Genomic DNA, 23,124 nt, shown 5'->3' with positions numbered 1-23,124 from the left:
CCCTCAGCGGCCGAGCCGCTGCAGCTCGACCTCGATGCGGCGCGCGATCCGCGCGGGCGGCACCGGCGGCGCGTAGCGGCGCAGCACGTGACCGTCGGCGCCCACGAGGAACTTCGTGAAGTTCCAGGCGATGCGGCCGCCGAGCACGCCGGCCTTCTGGCCGCGCAGCCAGGCCCACATCTCCGGGGCGCCCGGCCCGTTGACGTCGGTCTTCGCGAAGAGCGGGAAGGTCGTCTCGTAGCTCGAGGTGCACACCTGCTCGGTGTCCTCGTCGGTCCCCGGGTCCTGGTGGAACTGGTCCGACGGGAAGCCGAGCACCGTGAAGCCGCGGTCGCCGAACTGGCGCTGGAGGGACTGCAGCCCCTCGAGCTGGGGCGTGAAGGTGCACTGGGTCGCGGTGTTGACGACGAGCAGCACCCGGCCCTCGTAGTCGGAGAGGTCCTGCACGTCCCCGCGGATCGTCCGGGCGGAGAAGTCGTGGAGGGTGCGGTCCCCGCCGGGGAGGGGTGCGGAAGGATCCGATGCGTCGAGCTTCGTCATCGACGGGCCTCCTGCCTGCTGTGGTCGCGACCACCCATCCTAGGGGCGGGGACCGGTGATCGGGGCGCTCAGCCGTCCAGGAAGGCGTCGACCTCGGCCCGGGTGGGGGCGGACTGCGGGCCCCAGCGGGTCACCGCGATGGCCGCCGCGGCGTTCGCCCGGGTGGCCGCGGACTCCCAGTCCGCGCCGAGCGCGCGCTCGGCGAGCATCGTGCCGGTGTGCGTGTCCCCGGCGCCGTTGGTGTCCACCGCCTTCTGCGGGAAGGCGGGGATGAACGTGCCCCGGCCGTGGTGGAAGACCGTGCAACCGCGGTCGCCGTCCCGCACCACGACGACGGTGCCCGGACCGATCCGGCGCCGCAGCGCCTCCGGGGTGTCCTCGAGATCGTCGAGGCCCGTGATCGCCCGGGCCTCCGCCGCGTTCGAGGTCCACACGGTGGTGCGCGCGAGCACCCGGTCCTGCAGCTCCACGGGGAAGGAGGCGAAGGGCTCGCCCGGATCGAGCACCACCTCGACCCCCTCGGGCAGGGACTCCAGGAGCGCGAGCAGCGGATCGCGCGTGGGCTCGAACAGCGAGTAGCCGGAGATGCACAGCAGGTCCCCGGGCCGCGGGTCGAGCCTCGCGAAGGACTCGGCGGTGACCTGCCGCTCCGCCCCGTAGACGGTGACGAAGGAGCGCTCCGCGGAGGGCTCGACGAGCACCACGCAGTAGCCGGAGTCGTCGTCCTCCCGCGGGGAGTCCGCGAGCGTCACCCCCGCCTCGGTGAGCACCTCGCGGATGAGGTCGCCGTTGGGGCCGGTGCCGTGGGCGCCGCCGTGCACGGCCTCCGCCCCGGTGCGCGCGGCGGCCACGAGGATCGTCGCGGCGCCTCCCGCGTAGCGCTCCTCCGAGCGGGCGTTGACGTTGTCGCCGCGCACGGGCAGCGAGGGCACCTCGACCACCATGTCGACGAGCGCCTGGGAGGTGTGGAGCACGCGGGGCATGGGGCGAGTCTAGGGGCGGGGATGGTGGACGATGGTGGCATGGCCACCTCAGCTCGCCGCCCCCGCCGTCGCGCCCCCTGGATCATCGGCGTCGCCGCCCTCGCGGTGATCGCCCTCGTCGTGGGCGGGGTGCTGCTGTGGCGGGCCCGGGTGGACGGCGGCCGGGCGGAGGCGGAGGCCTTCGCGGAGGCACTGGACAGCGGGGACTTCTCCGGGGTCCCGCTCGCCGGGAGCACCGCCGAGGAGGCGGCCGCGATCCGGGAGCACGTGACCGCGTCCGTCGTCGCCGCGACCGGCGTCGAGCCCACCGTCGCGCTCACCGACGCCGGTGAGGTGGAGGACGGCGTCCGCACCGCGACGTACACCTGGACCTGGGACCTCCCCGAGCCGATGGGCACCTGGACGTACGAGACCACGGCGACCTTCTCGGGCGACGACGGCACGTGGTCCGCGACGATGCTCCCGAACGTCGTGTACCCGGGGCTCGACGACGACTCCGGCTCCCTCGACGTCGAGATCACCCGCGGCACCGCCGGATCCGTCACCGACCGGGACGGGAACATCCTGGTCGCGCCCACGGACGTCATCGACGTGGGGCTCGACCTGTCCCAGATCGCCGGCAACGAGGACGCCGCCGGGACCGCGCGGGAGCTCGCGGGCCTGCTCGGCATCGACGCGGACTCCTACGAGCAGAAGGTGATGGACGCGCAGGCCGCCGGGGAGACGGCGAGCATCGTCCCCGCGCTCACGATCCGTGCCTCCGCGAAGGGCCAGCACCCGCTCGACACGGCCGCCGCCCTCCCCGGCTACAGCGCGGTCGAGGGCACCCTCCCGCTCGCCGCGGACCGCAGCTACGCCCCCGGCGTGCTCGGCACCTTCCGCGAGGCGACCGCGACGGACGCGGAGGAGTCGGGCGGCGAGATCGTCCAGGGCGAGCTCATCTCCTCGGGCGGGGTGACGGCCGCCCGCCGCGACCAGATCGTCGGCACCGAGGGGCTGCAGATCATCGCCCGCGGGTTCAACGGCTCGAGCGAGGTCGTCAAGGAGAGCGAGCCGACCGACGGCACCGACGTCCAGATCACCCTGGACCCCGAGCTCCAGGAGGCGGCGACCGCGACCGTCGCCGGGCAGGACTCGCCGAGCGCCGTCATCGCGATGAGCGCCTCGACCGGGCAGGTCCTCGCCACGGGCCTCGGCCCGAGCGGCCAGTCCTACCCCGTCGGCCTCGTCGGGCAGTACGCCCCCGGCTCGACCTTCAAGATGGCGACCGCCCTCGCCCTGCTCCGCACCGGCGACACCCCGGACACGCAGGTCGACTGCCCCGCCACGGCGAGCGTGGACGGCCGCTCCTACAAGAACGCGGACTCCTTCGAGAGCGACCTCGTGGGCTCGATGAGCCTCGCCGAGGCGATCGCCCACTCGTGCAACACGGCGATGGTGCTGCAGTCGGGGAACGTCTCCCAGGACGCTCTCGTCGACGCCGCGACCACCCTCGGCATCGGCCAGGACGCCCCCGCGGGCCTCGACGCGTTCATGGGCTCCGTGGACCCGGAGGACACCGGCTCCGAGCACACCGCGGACCTCATCGGCCAGGGCAAGGTGCTCGCCTCCCCGCTCGCGATGGCGACCGCGCTCGCGAGCATCAGCTCGGGCAGCACCGTCCACCCGCGCATCCTCATGGACGACGACGCCGCCGCGGCCGACGTCCCCACCCCGCTCACCGAGCAGGAGGCGGCCGACATGCGCGCCATGCTCGCGCGCACCGTCACCGACGGCACGCTCACGAGCCAGCTCGGCGACCTCTCCGGCGGCGAGGTCATCGGCAAGACCGGCACCGCCGAGTGGACCGACGCGAACGGCGAGGCGAAGCTCCACTCGTGGGTCGTCGCCGCCCAGGGCGACGTCGTGGTCTGCGCCTTCGTCGAGGACGGCGGCTACGGCGCGACGACCGCCGGGCCGCTCGTGCGCCAGGTGCTCGAGGCCGCGCAGTCCGCCGGCCTCGAGTGAGGGATCAGAGCGCCGCGGCGACCTCGACGGCCTGACGGATCGCCCGCTGCGCGTCGAGCTCGGCGGCGACGTCGGCCCCGCCGATCACGTGCACGCGCGGCAGGCGGCCGCTGCGCGCCTCGAGCAGCTCGGCGGCGAGGCCGGTGACGCTCTCCTGGCCCGTGCACAGCACGACCGTGTCCACGTCGAGCACCCGCTCCTCGCCGTCCTCGAGCAGGTGCAGACCCTGCTCGTCGATCCGCTCGTAGGCGACGCCCGTGTGCTGCACGACGCCGGCGCGGCGCAGCTCCGCACGGTGCACCCAGCCGGTCGTGCGGCCCAGGCCCGCGCCGATCTTCGTCTCCTTGCGCTGCAGCAGGTGCACCTCGCGGGCACGGCGACCGTCCGTCGGCGGGTCCGCCGGGGCCTCCGGCGGCGTCCGGCGCGCGGCGACCCCGCCGCGGTGCGCCGAGGGGTCCAGCACGCCCCAGTGCTCGCGCCAGGTCGCGGCGTCGAGCGTCGCCGAGGGGATGGGGCTCGTGAGGTACTCGGCGACGTCCACGCCGATCCCGCCCGCGCCGATGATCGCGACCCGCTCCCCGGCGACCGCGCGCTCCTCGAGCAGGTCCTGGTAGGTGACGACCTGCGGTCCCGTCGTGGGCGCCTCGGCCTGCGGGGCGAAGCCGGGCAGGTCCACGAGCCGCGGCGTCACGCCCGTCGCGACGATGACGTCGTGGAACTCCTGGAGGTCCTCCGCGGAGGGCCGGGTGCCGAGGCGGATCCCCACCCCGGCCGCCGCGAGCCGCATCCGCCACGAGCGCAGCGCGAGGGCGTAGTCCTCCTTGCCGGGGATGCGGGCGGCGAGCCGCAGCTGCCCGCCGATCTCCTGCGAGGCCTCGAAGAGGGTGACGACGTGCCCGCGCTCCGCGGCCGCGAGGGCCGCCTCGAGACCGGCCGGACCGGCGCCGACGACGGCGACCCTCCGGGCGCGGCGCTGGACCACCGGGGTGAGCACGAGCTCCGTCTCGTGGGCCGCGCGGGGGTTCACCAGGCAGCTCGCCCGCTGGTGGTCGAAGACCTTGTCCAGGCAGGACTGGTTGCACGCGATGCACGCGACGATCTGGCCCGAGCGACCCTCGGCGAGCTTGCGAGGGAGATGCGGATCCGCGAGCAGCGGCCGCGCCATCGACACGAGGTCCGCGTCGCCGCGGGCGACCACCGACTCCGCGAGGTCCGGGTCGTGCAGCCGGTTCGAGGCGATGACCGGCAGGTCCACCTCACGCCGCAGCTGCGCGGTGAGCGGCACGAAGGCGCCGCGCGGCACGGAGGTGACGATCGTGGGCACGCGCGCCTCGTGCCACCCGATCCCGCTCGAGAGCACGTCCACGCCGCGCTCCTGCAGGCCGCGGGCCAGCACGATCGTCTCGTCCCAGGTCTGCCCGCCGGGCACGAGGTCCACGAGCGAGAGGCGGTAGGTGAGCAGGGCATCGGGACCGATCGCCTCGCGCACGGCGGCGGCGACCGCGAGCGGCAGCGCCCGCCGGCCCTCCGCGCCGCGGCCCCAGCGGTCCCGGCGTCGGTTCGTCGCCGGGGCGAGGAACTGGTTCAGCAGGTAGCCCTCGGAGCCCATGATCTCGACGCCGTCGTAGCCGGCCTCGACGGCCCGCCGGGCGGAGGCCGCGAACTGCTCGATCGTGCGGGACACGCCGCGGCGGGTGAGGCGGCGCGAGCGGAAGGGGGAGAGCGGGGAGCGGCCCGCGGTCGCGGAGGCCGCGAGCGGCTGGGCGGCGTAGCGGCCCGCGTGCAGGAGCTGCAGCACGATGCGGCCGTCGGCCTCGTGGACCTCCTGCGTGATCCGGGTGTGGCGGCGCAGCAGGTGCTCGCTCGCCTGCGCGCCGTCCAGGCTCAGGCGTCCCGAGCGGTTGGGGGAGAAGCCGCCGGTGACGATGAGGCCCGCGCCGCCGCGGGCGCGCTCGCCGAGGAAGGCGGCGAGGCGGCCGGCGTCCCCGGGATGGTCCTCGAGCCCCGTGTGCATGGACCCCATGACGATCCTGTTGCGCAGGGTCAGGGGACCGAGGTCGAGCGGGGAGAGCAGGGTCCGGTACCGCGACGCTGCGGCAGAGGGGTGCGGGCTGGCCATGTCGAGCATTGTCGCAGGCCCGCCCGCCCCCTCGTGTCAGCCGACGCGCGCGAGGGCCAGCGCGAGGTTGTCCGGCGCCCCCGCCTCGAGGGTCTCCTCGACGATCCGCGCTGCGAGGGCCTCCGGCGCATCGACGCCGGTCAGCAGGCTCGCGAGCCGCGCCGGGTCGAGCACCGCATGGACCCCGTCGGAGAGCAGCGCCACCAGGTCCCCGGGCTCGATGCGGCGGATGAGCAGGTCGGGCGCGGTGGGCGCGCCCGCGGCGAGGGCACGGTTGAGCACCGCCCGCTGGGGGTGGCCCTCGGCCTCCTCCGCGGTGAGGCGCCCGGCGGCGACGAGCGAGCGCACCTGCGTGTGGTCCTGGGTCACCGGGTCGACCCGGTCGCCGTGCACGAGCAGCGCCCGCCCGTCGCCCACATGGGCCACGTGCAGGCGGCCGCCCGTGAGGAGGGCCGCCGTGAGGGTCGAGCCGGACTCGTCCCCCGGGGGGACGAGCACCTCGGCCGCCGCCCACGCCTCCTCGAGCGCGGCCGTCGGATCCGCCCCGGCGGCGAGCGCGTCGCCGACGGCGGCCTCGAGCGCCGCGAGGATCCGGGCGGAGAGCGCGTCCTCCGCGCCGAAGCCGTCGGCCACGGCGAGCAGCAGGGTGCCGGGGCCGAGCTCGGTGTGCAGGACGGCGTCCTGCTGGGCGGGCCGCACGTGCCCGCGGTGCAGGGCGGAGGCGGCGATCAGGGCGGGATGGTCGGTCATGTCGGTCATGGCGGTCTCCTCGGGGAGCTCCCCGAGATCGCGGACGAGGAGGCCGACGGCGGCGGCGCGGGAGAGGGAGTCGGCCTGCTCCTGCCGCCACCAGGAGCGCAGCTCCCAGGCGGCGGCCGCCGGCTCGAGGTCCAGCAGCACCCCGATCCGGGCCAGGCCCATGCCCACGCCGCGCAGGGCGGCGATGCGGCGGGCCCGCGGCACCTGGTCGGCGCCGTAGGAGCGGTACCCCGAGAAGGGGTCCACCCGCCGCGGGGGCAGCAGTCCGGACTCGTCGTACAGCCGCAGCGCCTTCGCGCTCAGCCCGCTCGCGGCGGACAGCTCGCCGATGCTCAGCAGGGGCTCCTGGTCCACGCCGTCTCCTGTCGGTCGTCCTCGCCCGATCCCTCGGGCACCGGGGCGATCCCGGCACGCACGACGCTCGGGACTGCCCCCGGGGCAGAGTCAAGCAGGTCGCGGAAAATCCGTCGACGCCGCCGGTCAGGCCGTGGTCGACTGCCGTCATGCACGTGACGATCCGCCCCCTGGACCTCTCCTCCGACGCCGAGCTCATCCAGTACAACGCCCTCGACGAGGCGCTCGACCTCGACGCCTTCGGCGGCGTGCAGCCCTTCACGCTCGCGCAGCGCCGCAGCACCCTCGAGGACACCCCCTACCACCGCTCGCGCCGCTGGGTCGCGATCGCGGAGACGATCGAGGGCGGCGAGCAGCTCGTGGGCCGCGCCGGCACCTTCGAGCCGCTCCAGGACAACCTCGAGATGATCTCCGTGGGCTGCGCCGTGCACCCCGCCTTCCGCGGCCGGGGGATCGGCACCGCCCTCGTCGAGGAGGCGCTCCTGCCGGCGATCCGCGAGTCCGGCCGACCGCTCGTCGACGCCTGGGGCGAGATCGGGGCCGACGGCGACCCGGACGAGCCGTCCCTGCCCGCGAACCGCATCGCCGCCCGGCTCGGGGTGTCGCGCAAGAACATCGGCGTGTGCCGTGCGCTCACGCTGCCGCTGGATGCGGGGATGCTCGACGAGCTCCGGGCGCAGGCGGAGGAGAAGCTCGGCGACTACCGCATCGAGATCTGGGAGGACCCGGTGCCCGAGGAGCACCTCGCCTCCTACGGGGCGCTGCTGCGCCAGCTCGACCTCGACGACCCCGACGAGGACCTCGAGTACGAGGCTCCGGAGTACACGCCCGAGCGGATCCGCACGTCGGAGCGCCGCCGCGCCGAGCAGGGCATCCTCCAGTACCAGTCCGTCGCGATCGCGCCGGACGGCACCGTCGCCGGGAACTCCGTCATCCACCTCAAGCAGGGGGAGGAGGCGACCCTCGGCTGGCAGGAGAACACGCTGGTCATGCCCGATCACCGCGGGCACCACCTGGGTCTCGCGCTCAAGGTCGCCACGCACCGCGAGCTCGCCGCGCGCGCCCCGCACGTGCGGCGCCTGATCACCTTCAACTCGCACGTGAACCCGTGGATGATCGCGATCAACGAGCAGCTCGGCTACGAGGTCGCCTTCCGCGAGGTGGGGTATCAGGGGCGGCAGCAGCCGGCGTGATCCCCGCCCGCTCCGCCGTCCTCCTCGAGGAGGGCGGAGACGGGCTGGGCGCAGGCCTCGCCGCGCCACGCCTCGAGGCCCTCGCGCACCGCGAGCGCCGCGATGGCGAGCGCGGCGACGGGATCCGCCCACCACCAGCCGAGCAGGGCGTTCGCGAGCAGCCCGAGGAGGACGGCCCCGGAGAGGTAGGAGCAGAGCAGGGTCTGGCGGGAATCGGCGACGGCGCTCGCGGATCCCAGCTCCGTCCCGGCCCGTCGCTCGAGCAGCGAGAGGGCCGGCATGAGCAGCACGCTCACGGCGGCGAGCACGATCCCGGTCGTGGAGCGCTCCGGGGTGGCGAGGCCCAGCAGGGTCGAGACCGCGCCGGCGCTCACGAGCACCGCGAGCCCCAGGAAGGACACGGCGATCAGCCGCAGGGCCGTGCGCTCGCGGCGATGCGGGTCCTCGGCGGAGAACTGCCAGGCGACGGCCGCGGCGGAGAGCACCTCGACGATCGAGTCGAGGCCGAAGCCGATCAGGGCGATCGAGGTCGCGGCGCGCCCCGCCGCGAGGGCGATGACCGCCTCGACCACGTTGTAGGTGATCGTCGCGGCGACGATCAGGCGGATCCGTCGGCGGAGGACGAGGCGACGGTCGGGGGTCAGCTGCATCGGCACTCCGTCCCGGTGCAGCAGTCCGGTTCGAGCGCGAGGGTGAGGCGCAGGAGATCGTCGAGGGTCCCGGCGAGTGCGGGATCGACGAGCGTGTACCAGGCGCTGCGCCCCTCCTTGGTCGCGGTGACGAGCCCGCATCCGCGCAGGCAGGCGAGCTGGTTGGACATGACCTGGCGGGTGACGCCGAGCTCCGCGGCGAGGGTCGAGGGCTGCGCGGGACCGCCGCGCAGGGCGAGCAGGATCCGGGTGCGGGTGGGATCGGCGAGGGCGTGGCCCACGCGGGTGACGGCCGCGGTGTGCCCGGTGGTGGTCGGTGCGCTCATGCCACGAGACAGTACACGCAACGCTGAACCATTGAGAGGGTCGACAGTGGTTGGATGACCCCATGACCGATCAGCCCCAGCCGGGGGACCAGCCCCGCATCGTCACCGCCTCCGCCGAGGTCGCCGCGCCCGCCGCGGAGATCTTCGAGCTCATCGCCGACCCCGCTCAGCAGCCCCGCTGGGACGGCAACGACAACCTCGGCTCCGCCGCGGAGGGCCAGCGGGTCCGCGCGCTCGGCGACGTGTTCCGCATGACCCTCACCAAGGGCTCCGTGCGCGAGAACCACGTGACCGTCTTCGAGGAGGGCCGCTCGATCGCCTGGAGGCCCTCCCCGGAGGGGGAGCCCACCCCGGGCCACGAATGGCGCTGGGATCTCGTGGACCTCGGGGACGGCCGCACCCGCGTCACCCACACCTACGACTGGACGGACCTCGAGGACGAGGCGCGGATCGTCAAGGCCCGCGCCACCACGAGCGCGAAGCTGCAGGCCTCCGTGGACCGCCTCGCCGCCCTCGTCGAGGGACGGTGACCCGCTGAGCGGACTCTCGCGAGCACTGCTCGTCACGGTCACGACCGTCGCGGGGCTGCTCGCGCTCTCCGGCGCCGCGACGCTGCAGGCGACCCGCGCCGTCCGCGCCGCGGCGCCCCCCGGCCCGGCGGCGCCCCGGCGGGAGGTCGTCGTCGTGCTCGGCTACGGCAACGCGCCCGGTGAGCTCAACGGCGTGAACCGGCGCCGGCTCGAGCGGGGGCTCCGCTCCCGCCACCCCCGCGCCGCCTCCTCGGTGCTCGTGCTCAGCGGCGGCGCCGTGCGCTCCACCGTCCCCGAGGCCGAGCTCATGGCCGCGCACCTGCGCGGACCGCTCGGCTACCGGGGCGCCCTCGCCCTCGAGACCGAGAGCCGCTCCACCGAGGACAACGTGCGCCTGTCCGTGCCCTTCCTCGAGGGGGCGGACCGCATCGTCCTCGCCTCCGACCCGCTGCACGAGCTGCGTGCCCAGGAGTTCCTGCGCCGCCTGCGCCCCGACCTCGCCGCGCACCTCGCCCCCGCGGACCGCTCCCGCCCCCTCGAGGGCTGGTGGCTGCGCCCCGCGGAGGCCGTGATCGGCATCGAGGGCTTGCGCCGCGCGCGCATGCTGGGATCCTGGAGGGCATGAACCGCGAGGAGGCCAGGGTCCAGGGCGAGATCGAGCAGGCGATCGCCCGCGGCGACTTCGACGACCTCCCCGGCGCCGGCAAGCCGCTGAAGCTGCCGAGCACGCATGATCCGGACTGGTGGATCAAGCAGCGCCTCGACGAGGAGGACGTCGACCGCGACGCGCTCCTGCCCGTCGTCGTGCTGCTGCGCCGCGAGCACGAGCAGCGGGACGACACCCTCCGCGAGCTGCCCGACGAGCAGTCCGTGCGCGAGTACGCGGAGGACTTCACGCGGCGCGTGCGCGAGGATCGCGCGGCGAGCCCGATGGCCCGCATGCTCGCCCCGGAGATGCCGGCCGACGCCGCCGTCGAGCGCTGGCGCGAGCTGCGCGCGGAGGAGGAGCCGGTGATACCGGCGCCGGTCGCGGAGGTCGCAGCGCGGCGGCGACCCTGGTGGCGCCGCCTGCTCGGCGGGAGCTCAGGCGAGGGGGCGTGACCGCTCCGCGTCGATGATCTCCCAGTTGCCGAGCCTCCGGAATCCGGCGGACTCCGCGAGGGCGATCGAGGACGTGTTCTCGACCTGGCACCGGTACTGCGGCTCGTAGCCGCGATCGAGGGCCGCCGCGCTGATGCCCCGCACCGTGGCACGGCCCAGCCCCTGCCCCCGCTGCTCCGGCAGCGTGATGACGCCGAGGTCCGCGAAGCGGGTCTCCCCCCAGGGGTACATGCTCGAGACGCTCGCGAGCCGCCCCTCCACGACGGTGCCGACGACGAGCCAGTGATCGAGCTCGACGAACGCCTCGTCGAGATCGTCCTCCGGGGCCGCGCGGGTGAACTCCTCGAACAGCGGGGCGTCCGCGGCGGTCAGCTCCCGGGTGCGGGGATCGGGCCCCTCGGCGCGCAGCGCCGTCTGCTCCGCGAGGGGCAGGATGAACAGCACGTCCGGGTCGTTCAGGGTGATCCCGTGCCGGTCCAGCCGGGCCCGGAGCTCCCGGGGCTCGACGTCCTCGCCGCTCGCGAGGCCGAGCTGGTCCGATCGCGCGGGGGAGAGCGTGAGCAGCGACGGGCCCTCCTCGGGATGCAGCAGCGACACGGACCTCCGCTCCGTGAGCGTGGGGTCGACGGCGACCGCCACCCGGTCCGATGCCGCGGGGCGGGCGGCATCCGGGCTCCACTGCGCGTGGACGAGCGGGGAGAACACGAGTGGGGCCTTCCGGTGGGGAGAGAGAAAGAGAGGGTCAGATCCGGTCGAGCTCGGGGAGCGCGGCCGTGTAGTGGTCGATGTCCCGCGCGAGCGCTGCGGGGTCCGGACGGTCGCGCTGCATCGCCTCGGTGGTGAGCACGCGGAAGAGCAGGCCGCGCGCGACGGCGGCCCTGCTCACCCCGGTCCTCCGTGCGAGGTCCGCGCGGGCGCCGTGCCAGCACAGGGCGTCAGCGACGACGATGCCCTCCGCGTACGCGGCGGGCCGCCAGAGCGGGGAGACGTCGATGATCCCCGGCGGCGACCCGGGCTCGAGGAGGACGTTCCCCGTCAGGTCCGCGTGGACGATCTGGTCCGGGCCGAGCGGCTCGAGGAGCGGCTCGAGCGCCTCGACCAGCGGGCGGAGCGGGGCCATGACCTCCTCGGTCCGGTCGCCCCACGCGGCGCGGTCTCCGTGAGCCCACCAGTCGCTGCGCTCCGCGAGCCATGCGGGCCGGGGCAGCGCGCGGGTCGCGGCGTGGAAGGCGCGTCCGGCGTCGAGCACCGTCGCCCAGTCGACCGACCCCGTCTCTGACGAGGTGCCCGGCAGGAAACCCGACGCGCCCCAGCCGTCGACCACCCAGCGACCGTCGCCGGCCCGGCGCACGTCGGCCAGGCGGAACCCGACCTGGTCGAGGGGGCCGAGCGCCGTGCCCGTCCACTCCTGGTGCAGCGGGTCGACGCCCTGCTTCAGCACCGTCCCGCCCACGCGCCAGGCGCCGGCCTGTCCGCCCGTGAGCGGCGTCGGATCGCCGGCGAGACCGAAGGCGCGCAGGACGTCCGGCGGGGGAGGTGACTCGCTCACGACGGCCGGTTCTCGCGCCCCAGTCGTCGCTGCGTCGCGCGGACGAGGGCCAGGGCTCCGGAGGCGAGTTCTGCGGGGTCGGACAGTGAGAGGGCGGCGGCCGCCGCGTCGGCGAAGCCGTGCGTGTCGATGTGCAGTGCTGCGACGCCGGGCACGAGTCCCTTCTCGGTCGTCGCCCACTCTCCGGCCTCGGCGTGCCAGGCGTGCGCGCACCACAGGAGGGCGCTCGCCGCGCACATCTGCACGAACGCCAGGTCGCCGCGGCCGGCGACCTTCGCCCCGCCCGCGGCGATGAACTCGGCGGTCCACAGGTGCCCGATCAGCGTGTCCCGCAGCGCAGACGGATAGGGGAGGAGGCCACTCCGGAGCACCTCGGCCAGGCCGCCGGGATCGGCGAGCGGGCGGCAGATCGCGACCTCAGCCGCATAGGCCACATCGAGGAAGCCCAGCGGATGGCCCGTCTGCTGGTGGACGGTGAACTCGCCGCGCAGCGCCCGGTCCCGCTGCTCCCGCACCCTCGAGGCGTCCCGCAGGATGAGGTCCACCGCCGTGCCGTCGATCCGCAGCCACGCGCCGCCGTCCACCCACGGGCCCCATCCGCCGGGCCCCGCGACCTCGACCTCGGTCCCGGCGATCTCCGCGGCGGCCGCCCGCAGCGCCGTCAGGTCGAGGCCACGCGCGGTGTACAGCAGCCCCAGGTCCACGTCGGAGTCCGGGTGATGGGTGCCGCGGGCGCGGCTGCCTCCCAGGACGACCGCCTCCACGCCGGGAACCTCGACGAGGCGCCCGGCGATCGCGCCGAGGTGGTCGTCCGTGAGCACGGCTCAGTCCATGCCCTGGGCGAGCAGGTCGATGACGTGGGGGACGGCGTCCTCGTCCCCGGAGAGCTCCACCTGGCGGGCGCCGCCGGGCAGGCGGTCCAGGCCCGGCGAACGGCCCCACAGCCACAGGTAGATCGCGAGCGCGGTGCCCTCCGCCTGCGCGAAGGGGAGGGCGTCGGGGTCGGCGTCCTCCGGGAGCGGTCGCGCGACGAGGTGGTCGAACTCCTGGCCGTCGCGGGGACGGGTCCCCGTCCAGTGCGCGATCTCGACGTCCAGCGCCTCCCCGCCCTCGGGCAGCAGGCGCAGCAGGGCGAGCGGGGAGAGCTCCGCCCACTCGGGGATCCAGTCGTGGCCCGCCGCGAACATCACGGCGACGGCGTGGTCGAGACCGTCGGCCGCGACCTCCTCGGAGATCGGCGAGAGGGTCTCGGCGCCCGCCGTGAGCTCGGCGTCGACGCGGTGCATGGTCGCCTCGTGCACCTGCATCCGCCGGGTGAAGCCCACGCTCTGATCCGCGGAGAACCACGTCCACGCGGCCTGGTCGTCGGGACGCTTCTCGAGCTGGGCGAGCAGCGAGGCGGTCGCGCGGGCGCGCCGGTCGACGAGCTGCTCGCGGGCGTCCTCGCCCTCGGGCCGGGGGTCCTTCATGCCGTCGGCCTTCTCGGCGTCCTCGTCGGTGCGGGCCTCGGTGGCGAGCACGGACGCCCAGAACTCGTGGACCTCGGTGACGTGCCACAGCAGGTCCAGAGCGGTCCAGTCCGGGCAGGTGGGGACGGGGGCGGCGGGATCGGTCGCGGCGAGCACGGAGGAGGAGCGGGCGGCCTCCGCGTCGATGAGGGCGAGCGGATCGGGGAGGGCGGCGGAGGACGGTGAGGGCGTCATGGGCTGAGCCAAGCACGACCGGGAGGGCCCCACAACCGAAATCGGACGACAGGGCGGCGCCGGGCGCCGAGACTGGGGCCATGCATCTCGAGAACGTGGTCATCGACGCCGTGGAGCCGCTCGTCACCGGGCCCGAATGGGAGGAGCGGCTGGGCACCGAGCGGCTCACCACGCTGCCCGAGGGTGTCGAGACCCGGATCCATCTGCCCGGGGAGGCCTTCCTGGACCTGTGCGTGATCGCCGTGCCGGAGGCGGAGGAGGAGCCCGAGCGGCTGCACCTGGTGCTGGGCCCGGGGGAGCAGGGGCGCGAGCGGCTCGAGGAGATCCGCCTCGAGAGCGCGGACGTCCCCCGCGACCTCGCCTTCTGGACCTGGCTCTCGGCGTGGGAGCCGGAGGCCGGCGGGCTCCGCCACCCCTCCGGCGAGGGTCCGCTGCTGCGGCTCGTGCCGGAGTCCGCACCCGCGGGGCCGCTCAAGAACCGGGCGCACCTCGACATGCGGCTCGCGCCGGGGGAGGAGCCGGACGCGGCCGCCGCGGAGCTGGTGCGCCGCGGCGGCCGCGAGGTGACGGAGGATCCCACGCTGCCGTGGCGGGTCTTCGAGGATCCCTCCGGCAACGTGCTGTGCCTGCTGCCCGCCCCTGCGCCGGGGAGCTGAGGCTCAGGCCCGGGGACGGAGCGCGAGCAGCACGATCCCGGCCGCGGCGAGCATGAGCACGAGGCCCACGCTCGCCGTGATCGTCACGCCCGAGTCGAAAGCGTGGCGGGCGGAGTCGAGCAGCGCGTCCCCGACGCCTGTGGGGAGCTGCGCGGCGACGGAGGTCGCCCCGCCCAGGGTCTCCCCGGCGGCGGCGGACTGCGCGGCGGTGAGGCCCTCGGGCAGCTCGACGTGGGCGCGGTAGGCGGCATTGAGGATGCTGCCGAGCACCGCGGTGCCGAGCACGGCGCCGGTCTCGTAGGCGGTCTCCGAGATCGCGGAGGCCGCACCGGCCTTCTGCGCAGGGACCGCGGAGAGGATGAGGTCGTTGGAGATCGTCTCCGCCATGCCCACGCCCGCGCCGAGGATCATGAACGCCGCGACGAGGGCGGCGTCGGACCCGGCGCGGCCGCCGGTGAGGATCACCGCATAGCCGACGGCGTTCAGCACGAGGCCCACCGCCATGGCGTGGGCGGGCCGCACCCGCCTCACGAGGCGCACCACGAGCAGGCCCATGACCACGGTGAGCACGAGGCCCGGCACGAGCAGCAGGCCGGCCTGCACCGGTGAGCGGCCGGAGACCAGCTGCAGGTGCTGGGCGACGAAGTACAGGAAGCCCACGAGCGAGAACACGCTGAGCAGGTTCGCGGCGATCGAGGCGCTGAAGGCGGGGACCGCGAAGAGGCGCACGTCGAGCATCGGGTCGCGGCGCACCAGCTGGCGGCGCACGAAGGCGAGACCGCTCAGCAGGCCGAGGCCCGCGGCGAGCACCACGCCCACCGTCACGCCGTCGTGGGCGAACGTCTTGATCGCCCACACGAGCGGGATCATCGTGGCCATGACCAGCACGATCGAGGCGGGGTCCACGGGGCCCGGCTGCGGGTCGCGGGACTCGGGCACGAGCTTCGGGGCGAGCACGAGCAGCGGGACGAGCATCGGCAGGGCGAGCAGGAACACGGAGCCCCACCAGAAGTGCTCGAGCAGGAGGCCGCCGATGATCGGACCCAGCGCGGAGCCGCCGGAGAAGCCGGCCGCCCAGATCGCGATCGCGAGCCGGCGCTCCTCGGGGTCCGTGAAGATGTTGCGGATCAGCGAGAGCGTCGCGGGCATGAGCATCGCGCCGAAGACGCCCATCCCGGCGCGCAGGGCGATGAGCGCGCCGGCGCTCGGGGCGAAGGCCGCGACGGCGGAGACGAGCGCGAAGCCGGCCGCGCCGATGAGCAGCAGGCGGCGACGGCCCAGCCGGTCGCCGAGGGAGCCCATGGGGACCAGCAGGCCGGCGAGCAGCAGCGGGTAGATGTCCACGATCCACAGCAGCTGCGCGCCGCTGGGCTGCAGGGCGGTGGAGAGCGCGGGCAGCGCGAAGGAGAGCACGGTGTTGTCCACCGAGATCAGCAGCACCGGGAGCACGAGCACCACGAGGGCGGCCCAGCGGCTTCGAGCGGTGGTCACGGCGGTGGTGGGGACGTGGGTCGACATGGTCTCGCCTCCTCGGAGCGGATCGGGGGTGCCGCCACGGCCGGCGACACGCTCACGCTAAACCGTCCAGACGGTACAGTAAAGCGCGAGCGCCTATGGTGCTCGTCATGTCCGCCCGTGAAGATCTGCTCGACGCCCTCGAGGGGCTGCTCATCGACGACGGCGAGCGCGCCGCGACCCTCGACGCCGTCGCCGCCCGTGCCGGCGTCTCCAAGGGCGGCCTGCTCTACCACTTCCCGTCGAAGACCGCGCTCTTCGACGGCCTCGCCGGCCGCCTGCGCGACCTCGCCGCCGCGGACCTCGAGCTCATGGCCAGTGCGCCCGACGGCCCCTCCGCCTACTACGTGCGCTCCTCCGTCTGGGAGGACACCGCCTTCGACCGCACGCTCGTCGCGGCCTCCCGGCTCTCCTGGACCGAGGACGCCCCCGTGCGCCGCGCCTTCGCCGACGTCCGCGCGAGCTGGCTCGCGCTGATCCTCGAGGAGGTGGGCGACCCCGCTGCCGCCGAGGCGATCATGCTGATCGGCGACGGGCTGTACTACAACGCGCTGCTCGGCGAGGCCGTCGGTGCCGGTGGGCATTCCGCGGCTGACCTCGTAGGTCTGCTCGAGGTCGTCGCGAGGCTCAAGGCATCGCGCTAGGCGCTCCGCCGCGCCGCCGGCGAGAACAGCAGCAGCCACACCAGGTAGGCGCCGCCGATCGCGGCGGTCACGAGGCCGACGGGGATCTGGAAGGGCGCGAGCAGGCGCTGCGCGAGGAGGTCCGCGCCGACGAGCAGGCACGCCCCCATCGCCATCGCGGGCGGCAGCGAGACGCCGGGGGAGCGGGCGAGGCGGCGCGCGAGCTGCGGGGCCGCGAGGGCGAGGAACCCGATCGGCCCCGCGACCGCGACGCCGGCAGCCGTGAGCCCCACGCCGCAGGCGATCGCGAGCAGCCGGGCCCGCCGCAGCGGCAGCCCCACCCCGGCGGCGAGGTCGTCGCCGAGCTCGAGGGCGCGCAGGGACCGTGACTGCGCGAGACCCAGCGGCACGAGCACCGCGAGGGCGATCGCGAGCGGGAGCACCGGCCCCCAGGTGATCGCGTTGAGGCTCCCGTGCTGCCAGGCGCGCGCCGTCTCCTCCTGCTCGATCGGGGCGCGCGTGAGCAGGTAATCGTTGAGCGCGGCGAGCAGCGCCGCGATCGCGATCCCGCCCAGCACGAGACGGTCCCCGGTCAGGCCCCGACGGGCGGCGACGGCCACCACCGCGGCGGCGGTGAGGAGCCCGCCCGCGAAGGTCCCGAGACCCACGGTCCCCGCGGTCGCCGAGCCCGCGAGCAGGATGACGGCGAGGCCGCCGGTCGCGGCGCCGGTCGTGAAGCCGATGATGTCCGGGCTGCCCAATGGGTTCCGCGAGAGCGACTGGAAGCTCGCCCCGGCCCCCGCGAGCGCGAGACCCACGAGCGCCGCCGCGATCACGCGCGGCAGGCGCTGCCCGACCACGACGAAGCGGTCGAGGTCGCTGCCGGCCCCGGCGAGGGTGCGCAGCGCCTCCCCGGCGCTGATCTCGTAGGCGCCGGTGAGGACCGTCGCGAGCGCGAGCAGCAGGGTGACGAGCGTGAGCACGGCGGTGACGACGGCGGTGCCGCGATGCACGAGCAGGCTGAGCCCTCCCGGCAGCCGCAGCAGCGCATGGCCCGCCGGGACCAGATGGGGCCGCACCGTCGGCGCCGTCATCGCGACCTCGCCGAGAGCACGAGGGCGAGCAGCACCGGGGCGCCGATCGCCGCGGTCACGATGCCGACCTCGAGCTCGCCGGGCGGCGCGACCAGGCGCCCCAGCACGTCCGCGCCGAGCACGAGCACCGGCCCGAGCACCGCCGAGAGCGCGAGCACAAGGCGCTGATCCACCCCCACGAGCAGCCTCAGCACGTGGGGCACCACGAGCCCCACGAAGCCGATCGGCCCGGCCGCGGCCGTCGCCGCCCCCGCGAGCAGCGTGATCGCGGCGAAGGTCGTCACCCGGAGCACGGGGAGCCGCACCCCGAGGGCGGTCGCCTGGTCGTCCCCGAGGGCGAGCGCGTTCAGCGCCGGGGCGGAGACGGCGGCGAGCAGGAGGCCGATCCCGAGCGCCGGGGCGAGCGCGAGCAACGGCTCCGTGCCGCGATCCGCGACCGAGCCGACCATCCACAGGCGGTAGGAGGTGAAGGCGTCGGTGTCGAACAGGGTGATGATCCCCGTGCAGGCGCCGAGGCATGCGCCGAGCGCGGCGCCCGCGAGCACGAGCCGCGCGTGGTCGCTCGCCCGGGAGCGGCGTGCGCTCACGGCGTGCACGAAGCCGGCCGCGAGCCCGGCGCCGAGCAGCGCCCACCAGAAGTACTCGCCGACGCCGCTCGCGCCGAGCACGGAGATCGCGATGACCACCGCGAAGGAGGCGCCCGCGTTGACGCCCAGCAGCCCGGGCTCCGCGAGGGGGTTCCGCGTGAGGGCCTGCATGAGCACCCCGGCGACGGCGAGCGCGCAGCCGGCGCCGATCGCGAGCAGGGTGCGCGGCATCCGCAGCTGCCACACGATGATCGCCTCCCGGGAGCCGTCCGGATGGATCAGGCCCCGCCAGGCCTCGTGGACCCCGATCGGGTTCGATCCGAGCGCGAGGCTCAGCAGCACGAGCACCCCGAGCGCGAGCAGCCCGCCGCCCAGCACCCCGAGCGGCAGGGCGCGGCGGCGGGGCGGCGATGAGGGCGGCGTCACGGTGGCCGGAGGAACGAGCGTCACGTGAGGTGACCCTAAGCTATTTACATGACCGCCCCTTCCCACATTTCGCGTCGCGTGGCCCTCGGTCTCGCCGCCCCCGCCGCCCTGCTCGCCCTCGCCGCCTGCGCGGACGCCACCGGGAGCGGGAGCCCGGCGAGCGACGGCGGCGGGGTCGCGGCCGCGACGGAGCCCACCACCCCGCGCACCATGCCGGAGGGCAAGGGCAGCGGCGAGGCCGACGGCGTCTTCCCCCGCACCGTCGTCCACTTCGCCGGCGAGACCACCATCGAGACGGAGCCCGCCCGCGTCGTCGTCATCTCCACCGGGCAGATGGACGCCCTGCTCACCCTCGGCCTCGTCCCCGTCGGCTCGACCGCCGGCGACGGCGGGGACCTGATTCCCGGCTACCTCGCCGAGGCCTTCGCCGAGCAGAAGGCGCAGCTCGACGAGGTCACCTTCGTGGGCAGCCGCGTCGACCCCGACCTCGAGACGATCGCGAACCTCGCCCCGGACCTCATCGTGCTCAACGTCGCCGGGAAGGACGACGCCGAGACCTTCGTCGCGAGCGCGAGCGAGATCGCGCCGACCGTCGCCACGCAGGGCACGGGCCTGTACTGGAAGCAGGACCTGCTGCTGCTCGCGGACGCGCTCGGCAGGACCGAGCAGGCGCAGACCTGGCTCGACGCGTTCCACGCCGACGCGGCCGCCGCGGGCGAGGCCGTCGAGGGGGACCCGACCGTCTCCTTCCTGCGCAAGAACGGCGACCGCACCCGCGTGTTCGGCGTCGCCTCCTTCTCCGGCTCCGTCGCCGAGGACGCCGGGCTCTCCCGCCCCGAGTCCCAGGCCTTCACCGACACGACCTCCGTCGACATCAGCGCCGAGCAGCTCGACCAGGCCGACGCCGATTGGATCCTCTACGGCGTCCAGGGCGGCGACGAGACCGAGCTGACCTCGCTCGCGCTGTGGCCCGCGCTCGGCGCCGTGGCCGCCGACCACGCCGTCGAGGTGGACGACGACGCCTTCTACCTCAACACCGGGCCCACCGCCGCCCGGCACGTGCTCGCCACGCTCCAGGAGACCCTGGCCTGAGCCCTCAGCGGGCCCGCGGCATCGCGGCGGCGACCCACTCCTCGGCGTCCACGAGGCGCGGATCCGCTCCGTGGGCGCCGAGCCAGCTGCACACGTTGCGGCAGTCCCGGCGCAGGAACTCCTCGCCGTGCGGGTTCGCCACGAGGTCCAGCACCTGCGGCACGTCGATCACCACGAGGTCCTGCCCGCCGGTGCGGGGGTCCACGAGCACGTTGTAGGGGGAGAGGTCCCCGTGGACGAGGCCCAGCTCCTCGCCGAGCGTGACGACGACGCGCCGCAGCTGCGCCGCCCAGCGGTCCGCGAGATCCGGCTCGGGGCGGGCCTCGTGCAGGCGCGCGCCGGCGGTGGGCGTGCCCTCCTCGGTGCCCACGAACTCCATGAGCAGCTCCGTGCCCTGCACCTGCACCGGGTACGGGACGGGCAGGCCCGCGGCGCTCAGGCGGGTGAGGACGTCGAACTCGGCGCGCGCCCAGCGGTCCGCGGCCGCCTCCCGGCCGAAGGCGGTGCCCTTGGCGATGGCGCGCGCCTCCCGCGAGTCCTTCACCCGCCGGCCCTCCGTGTACTGCGCCGTGCGATGGAAGGAGGAGTGCTTCTCGGAGCGGTAGCGCTTGGCGACGTAGAGCGCGCGCTCGCCGGGGGCGCCGGTGCGCCGGTGCTCGGGCAGGGCGCGCTCGAGCAGGAAGGCGTCGGCCTCCTTGCCGGTCTTGAGCACGCCGAGCTCGGTGTCGATCGCACCATCGTGCTGCACGACCCAGTCGGGGAAGGGCTGCGGGCCGCGGTCCATCGTGTGGGCCGTCTGCGGCCACGTGGACCAGCGCTGGTCAGAGCCGGGCTCGTCGGGCACGGAAGGGAACTCGTCGGGATCGGCGAGGCCGGAGGAGACGAGCGAGGCGGAGTAGAAGGTGTCCCAGTCGAAGGACGAGGCCATGGGGGTGTCTCCCGGGGAGAGGGACCCGCAGGAGCTCAGCGGGTCGAGGGGTGGTGGAGGACGGCAGGGGTCAGCACGGTGACAGCCATGGGGTCCTCCTCTCCTCGGGGCGCGCCCCGCACGGGGCGGCGACTGCGCACACCGTAGACGGCGACCGTCGGCCCCGTCGAGCGAATAATCGTCCACGGGGGGATCGGGCGGAACGGACGTGGCTCAACCGATTCAGGGGATCCCCTTTCCCTCGTGGGAATTGATCGCTAGGTTCGTCGCAGCCCGACCCGCAGGAGCCATCCCATTCCCCCTCAGGAGGAGGCGACGATGACGTCAGCCCAGCACTCCCGCTCCCTTCCCGCCCTCCGCCGCCGCAGCGTGCTCGCCGGAACCGCAGGCGCTGCCGGCGCCGCCGCGCTCGGCCTCGGCACCCCGGCGCTCGCCGCCCCGGCCGCCCCCGGCGCCCCGTCCGGCGGCGACGGCCCCGGTCGCGGCGTCCGCTGGCGCAAGGACCACGTGTTCCCGAGCTTCCGCGGCGCCGGCACCGTGCGCGTCGCGGACCTCGGCGAGCTCGACGGCTTCGACCGCCTGCTGCTCATCACGCTCCAGGGCCTCGTCAACCGCGAGAAGCCCCAGCTGTACCTCATCGCCGACCCGGTCGACGAGACCTGGGTCGAGGACCTCGGCGTGCGCACCCTGCGCGAGAAGGATCCGCTCGACCTCGTGGACCGCTACCGCGAGCGGATCGGCGGCGCCGTCGTCTACGACATCGACGTCCCCCACACGATCAACCTCGCGACCACCATCGCCGGCCTCCGGGGCCTCGTCGTCGCGACCGCCAAGCAGGCGGAGACCCACGGGATCGAGATCGTCGAGGACCTCCGCGGCCGCTTCGAGGACGATCCCGCCGCGATCCACGACTGGGCCATGGCCCACCTGTGGGAGCAGTGCACCGACAAGATCCTCGTCGGCCTGCCGCCCACCCACACCGTCGCGGTCGAGGGCGTCGAGTGGACCGAGCTGCTGCGGGAGGAGGAGCGCGTCACCGACTCCTCCAACCTCGACACCTACACCCTCGACCTCACCGGCCACGGCGGCGAGGAGGGCCTGTTCCTCAAGGTCGGCGACTCGTTCCCCGACGACGGCTGGGGCGGCGCCGTGCACCACGTCGAGATCACCGCCGATGGCGAGGTCCTCGCCTCCTTCGTCCCCGGCACCGCCGAGGAGGAGCCCTTCCTCTTCGACGGCTCCGGCTCCTCCACCAAGGAGGGGCTCCGCTTCGCCGACGGCGGCGCCTCCTTCGTCTACCGCGTCGAGGTGCCCGCCGGGGCGAGCGCTGTGAGCGCCGCGATCGAGATGGAGAACGAGTTCGTCGTCTCCGCCGCCTCGTCGGCACCCACCCGCGTCGAGCCGTTCTCCTCCTTCCGCGACCTCGCCGTCGCGACCGGGGCGCTCGTGAGCTGGCTGCCGCCGTCCGGCACGAGCGGCTCCCAGTTCGAGGACCTGCTGGAGCGGGTCGAGGCCGGGACCGTCTACGCCGGCTGGTTCTCGAACGACGTGGCGGGGGAGTGGTCCGGCGTCGAGCTGTGCAGCCGCGCCGGCGTCATCGTCGTCGCCGCGGACTTCTACATGAACGCCTCCGTGCTCTCCGCGATCCCCGCCCCCACCCGGGCGAAGCCCTCGAAGCCCTCGCAGCGGCGGCCCGAGGACCGCGTCTACGTGACCCTCACCGTGGGCGAGGGGGACAACATCCAGTACTGCCAGCGGCACATGCGCGAGCTGTGGGACGACCCGAATCGCGGCCAGGTGCCCCTGAACTGGACCGTCACCCCGCTGCTCGAGGACATCGGCCCCGCGATCCTCCACCACTTCCAGCGCACCGCCACCGAGAACGACCTGCTCGTGTGCGGACCCTCCGGCGCCGGCTACACCTACGGCGACTCCTGGCCGCAGGACGAGTTCGGGGTCTTCACCCGGCTCTCCGGCCTGTACCAGGAGCGCACGGGCCTCGACGTCGTCTACGCGTACTCGACGCCCGAGCCCGGCGAGGCGCCGCCCGTGCTGCCGGACTGGGCCCTCGAGGCCTACGCCCGGGACGTGCCCCTGCGCGGCATCATGCAGACCGACGAGGCCGGGACGATCTCCGAGCCCGGCGCCGCCGTGCCGCTGATCGGCATGTTCTACCCGCCCGGCGGCGTCGACGTGTTCCGCACGGCGCTGCTCGAGAGGATCGAGGAGCACGGCGGGAAGGGACCGCTGTTCATCGCGGGGCTCATCAACGCCTGGAGCTGGACGCCCAGCCACGTGCTCGAGCTCGTCTCCGACCTCCCCGGCGAGGTCGAGGTCGTCCTCGCCGACGAGTTCTTCGATCTGTTCTCCCGCACGGCATGATGCCCGG

The 23,124-nt window shown here is 74.7% G+C and carries 23 protein-coding genes; 9 read left to right on the top strand and 14 right to left on the bottom strand.

The annotated features are described in order from the left end of the window. Positions 1-3 precede the first annotated feature (3 nt). Entirely contained in the window at positions 4-540 is a 537-nt protein-coding gene (locus NLU66_RS17515) for a glutathione peroxidase (RefSeq protein WP_259360876.1), read from the bottom strand. Between the two features lie 68 nt (positions 541-608). After that, on the bottom strand, positions 609-1,523 hold the full coding sequence (locus NLU66_RS17510; RefSeq protein ID WP_259360875.1) for a PfkB family carbohydrate kinase: 915 nt from the start codon (positions 1,521-1,523) through the stop codon (positions 609-611). A 39-nt stretch (positions 1,524-1,562) separates the two neighbouring features. Here NLU66_RS17510 and NLU66_RS17505 point away from each other — a divergent pair, with 39 nt between their 5' ends. Beyond that, the gene (locus NLU66_RS17505) at positions 1,563-3,530 is read left to right on the top strand and encodes a penicillin-binding transpeptidase domain-containing protein (RefSeq protein ID WP_259360874.1); all 1,968 of its coding nucleotides are present in this window, start codon (positions 1,563-1,565) and stop codon (positions 3,528-3,530) included. 4 nt (positions 3,531-3,534) lie between these two features. Here the strand turns inward: NLU66_RS17505 and NLU66_RS17500 are convergent, their stop codons facing one another. Then, positions 3,535-5,649, bottom strand: coding sequence for an NADPH-dependent 2,4-dienoyl-CoA reductase (locus tag NLU66_RS17500; RefSeq protein ID WP_259360873.1), 2,115 nt, complete (start codon positions 5,647-5,649; stop codon positions 3,535-3,537). Positions 5,650-5,685: 36 nt separating this feature from the next. Beyond that, a complete protein-coding gene (locus NLU66_RS17495) occupies positions 5,686-6,762 on the bottom strand; it encodes a MerR family transcriptional regulator (RefSeq protein WP_259360872.1) in 1,077 nt (358 codons plus the stop codon). Between the two features lie 149 nt (positions 6,763-6,911). Here NLU66_RS17495 and NLU66_RS17490 point away from each other — a divergent pair, with 149 nt between their 5' ends. Continuing rightward, the gene (locus NLU66_RS17490; protein ID WP_259360871.1) at positions 6,912-7,955 is read left to right on the top strand and encodes a GNAT family N-acetyltransferase; all 1,044 of its coding nucleotides are present in this window, start codon (positions 6,912-6,914) and stop codon (positions 7,953-7,955) included. On the opposite strand, the gene NLU66_RS17485 is transcribed toward NLU66_RS17490, so the two are convergent. Both NLU66_RS17485 and NLU66_RS17480 read right to left on the bottom strand, forming a co-directional pair. Continuing rightward, entirely contained in the window at positions 7,931-8,605 is a 675-nt protein-coding gene (locus NLU66_RS17485; protein WP_259360870.1) for a cation transporter, read from the bottom strand. The genes NLU66_RS17490 and NLU66_RS17485 overlap by 25 nt on opposite strands. Further along, on the bottom strand, positions 8,596-8,931 hold the full coding sequence (locus NLU66_RS17480) for an ArsR/SmtB family transcription factor (protein WP_259360869.1): 336 nt from the start codon (positions 8,929-8,931) through the stop codon (positions 8,596-8,598). Before NLU66_RS17480 ends, NLU66_RS17485 begins: the two co-directional genes overlap by 10 nt. 62 nt (positions 8,932-8,993) lie before the next feature. On the opposite strand from NLU66_RS17480, the gene NLU66_RS17475 reads away from it, so the two are divergent. The 3 genes from NLU66_RS17475 (at position 8,994) to NLU66_RS17465 (ending at position 10,562) form a co-directional block, all read left to right on the top strand. Continuing rightward, the gene (locus tag NLU66_RS17475) at positions 8,994-9,461 is read left to right on the top strand and encodes an SRPBCC family protein (protein ID WP_259360868.1); all 468 of its coding nucleotides are present in this window, start codon (positions 8,994-8,996) and stop codon (positions 9,459-9,461) included. 154 nt (positions 9,462-9,615) lie between these two features. Continuing rightward, positions 9,616-10,086 (top strand): YdcF family protein, encoded by a 471-nt coding sequence (locus NLU66_RS17470; protein WP_259360867.1) that lies wholly within the window; start codon positions 9,616-9,618, stop codon positions 10,084-10,086. Then, a complete protein-coding gene (locus NLU66_RS17465; RefSeq protein ID WP_259360866.1) occupies positions 10,083-10,562 on the top strand; it encodes a DUF1992 domain-containing protein in 480 nt (159 codons plus the stop codon). The genes NLU66_RS17470 and NLU66_RS17465 overlap by 4 nt, the downstream gene beginning before the upstream one ends. Here NLU66_RS17465 and NLU66_RS17460 read toward each other — a convergent pair. Genes NLU66_RS17460 through NLU66_RS17445 form a run of 4 tightly spaced genes read right to left on the bottom strand, consistent with a single transcriptional unit; the run spans position 10,545 to position 13,814 of the window. Further along, on the bottom strand, positions 10,545-11,267 hold the full coding sequence (locus NLU66_RS17460) for a GNAT family N-acetyltransferase (RefSeq protein WP_259360865.1): 723 nt from the start codon (positions 11,265-11,267) through the stop codon (positions 10,545-10,547). The genes NLU66_RS17465 and NLU66_RS17460 overlap by 18 nt on opposite strands. A 37-nt stretch (positions 11,268-11,304) precedes the next feature. After that, positions 11,305-12,111 carry a TIGR02569 family protein gene (locus NLU66_RS17455; protein ID WP_259360864.1) on the bottom strand — a complete coding sequence of 269 codons (807 nt, stop codon included), beginning with the start codon at positions 12,109-12,111 and terminating at the stop codon, positions 11,305-11,307. Continuing rightward, positions 12,108-12,932, bottom strand: coding sequence for a nucleotidyltransferase domain-containing protein (locus NLU66_RS17450; RefSeq protein ID WP_259360863.1), 825 nt, complete (start codon positions 12,930-12,932; stop codon positions 12,108-12,110). The genes NLU66_RS17455 and NLU66_RS17450 overlap by 4 nt, the downstream gene beginning before the upstream one ends. Positions 12,933-12,935: 3 nt before the next feature. Next, entirely contained in the window at positions 12,936-13,814 is an 879-nt protein-coding gene (locus NLU66_RS17445) for a maleylpyruvate isomerase N-terminal domain-containing protein (protein WP_259360862.1), read from the bottom strand. Between the two features lie 80 nt (positions 13,815-13,894). Here NLU66_RS17445 and NLU66_RS17440 point away from each other — a divergent pair, with 80 nt between their 5' ends. Continuing rightward, complete coding sequence (locus NLU66_RS17440; protein WP_259360861.1) at positions 13,895-14,470, top strand: VOC family protein; 576 nt, start codon at positions 13,895-13,897, stop codon at positions 14,468-14,470. A 3-nt stretch (positions 14,471-14,473) separates the two neighbouring features. Here NLU66_RS17440 and NLU66_RS17435 read toward each other — a convergent pair whose 3' ends face one another. Next, positions 14,474-15,988 carry an MFS transporter gene (locus NLU66_RS17435; protein ID WP_259360860.1) on the bottom strand — a complete coding sequence of 505 codons (1,515 nt, stop codon included), beginning with the start codon at positions 15,986-15,988 and terminating at the stop codon, positions 14,474-14,476. Between the two features lie 107 nt (positions 15,989-16,095). Here NLU66_RS17435 and NLU66_RS17430 point away from each other — a divergent pair, with 107 nt between their 5' ends. Next, on the top strand, positions 16,096-16,629 hold the full coding sequence (locus tag NLU66_RS17430; protein WP_259360859.1) for a TetR/AcrR family transcriptional regulator: 534 nt from the start codon (positions 16,096-16,098) through the stop codon (positions 16,627-16,629). Here NLU66_RS17430 and NLU66_RS17425 read toward each other — a convergent pair. Then, on the bottom strand, positions 16,626-17,702 hold the full coding sequence (locus NLU66_RS17425) for a FecCD family ABC transporter permease (RefSeq protein ID WP_259360858.1): 1,077 nt from the start codon (positions 17,700-17,702) through the stop codon (positions 16,626-16,628). The genes NLU66_RS17430 and NLU66_RS17425 overlap by 4 nt on opposite strands. Further along, on the bottom strand, positions 17,699-18,739 hold the full coding sequence (locus NLU66_RS17420; RefSeq protein ID WP_259360857.1) for a FecCD family ABC transporter permease: 1,041 nt from the start codon (positions 18,737-18,739) through the stop codon (positions 17,699-17,701). The genes NLU66_RS17425 and NLU66_RS17420 overlap by 4 nt, the downstream gene beginning before the upstream one ends. A 24-nt stretch (positions 18,740-18,763) precedes the next feature. Between NLU66_RS17420 and NLU66_RS17415 the strand changes: the two genes are divergently transcribed. After that, positions 18,764-19,807, top strand: coding sequence for an ABC transporter substrate-binding protein (locus tag NLU66_RS17415; protein ID WP_259360856.1), 1,044 nt, complete (start codon positions 18,764-18,766; stop codon positions 19,805-19,807). 4 nt (positions 19,808-19,811) lie between these two features. Here the strand turns inward: NLU66_RS17415 and NLU66_RS17410 are convergent, their stop codons facing one another. Further along, positions 19,812-20,735 (bottom strand): serine protein kinase RIO, encoded by a 924-nt coding sequence (locus tag NLU66_RS17410; protein ID WP_259360855.1) that lies wholly within the window; start codon positions 20,733-20,735, stop codon positions 19,812-19,814. A 318-nt stretch (positions 20,736-21,053) separates the two neighbouring features. On the opposite strand from NLU66_RS17410, the gene NLU66_RS17405 reads away from it, so the two are divergent. Further along, positions 21,054-23,117: a GxGYxYP domain-containing protein gene (locus NLU66_RS17405; RefSeq protein WP_259360854.1), complete on the top strand. Its 2,064-nt coding sequence runs from the start codon at positions 21,054-21,056 to the stop codon at positions 23,115-23,117. Positions 23,118-23,124: the final 7 nt, after the last annotated feature.

The sequence above is a fragment of the Brachybacterium sp. NBEC-018 genome, assembly GCF_024860185.1.
In the GTDB taxonomy this organism is placed as follows: Bacteria; Actinomycetota; Actinomycetes; order Actinomycetales; family Dermabacteraceae; genus Brachybacterium; species Brachybacterium rhamnosum.
The sequence above is the reverse complement of the archived record's forward strand: the minus strand, read 5'-3'. Positions and strand labels throughout refer to the sequence as shown.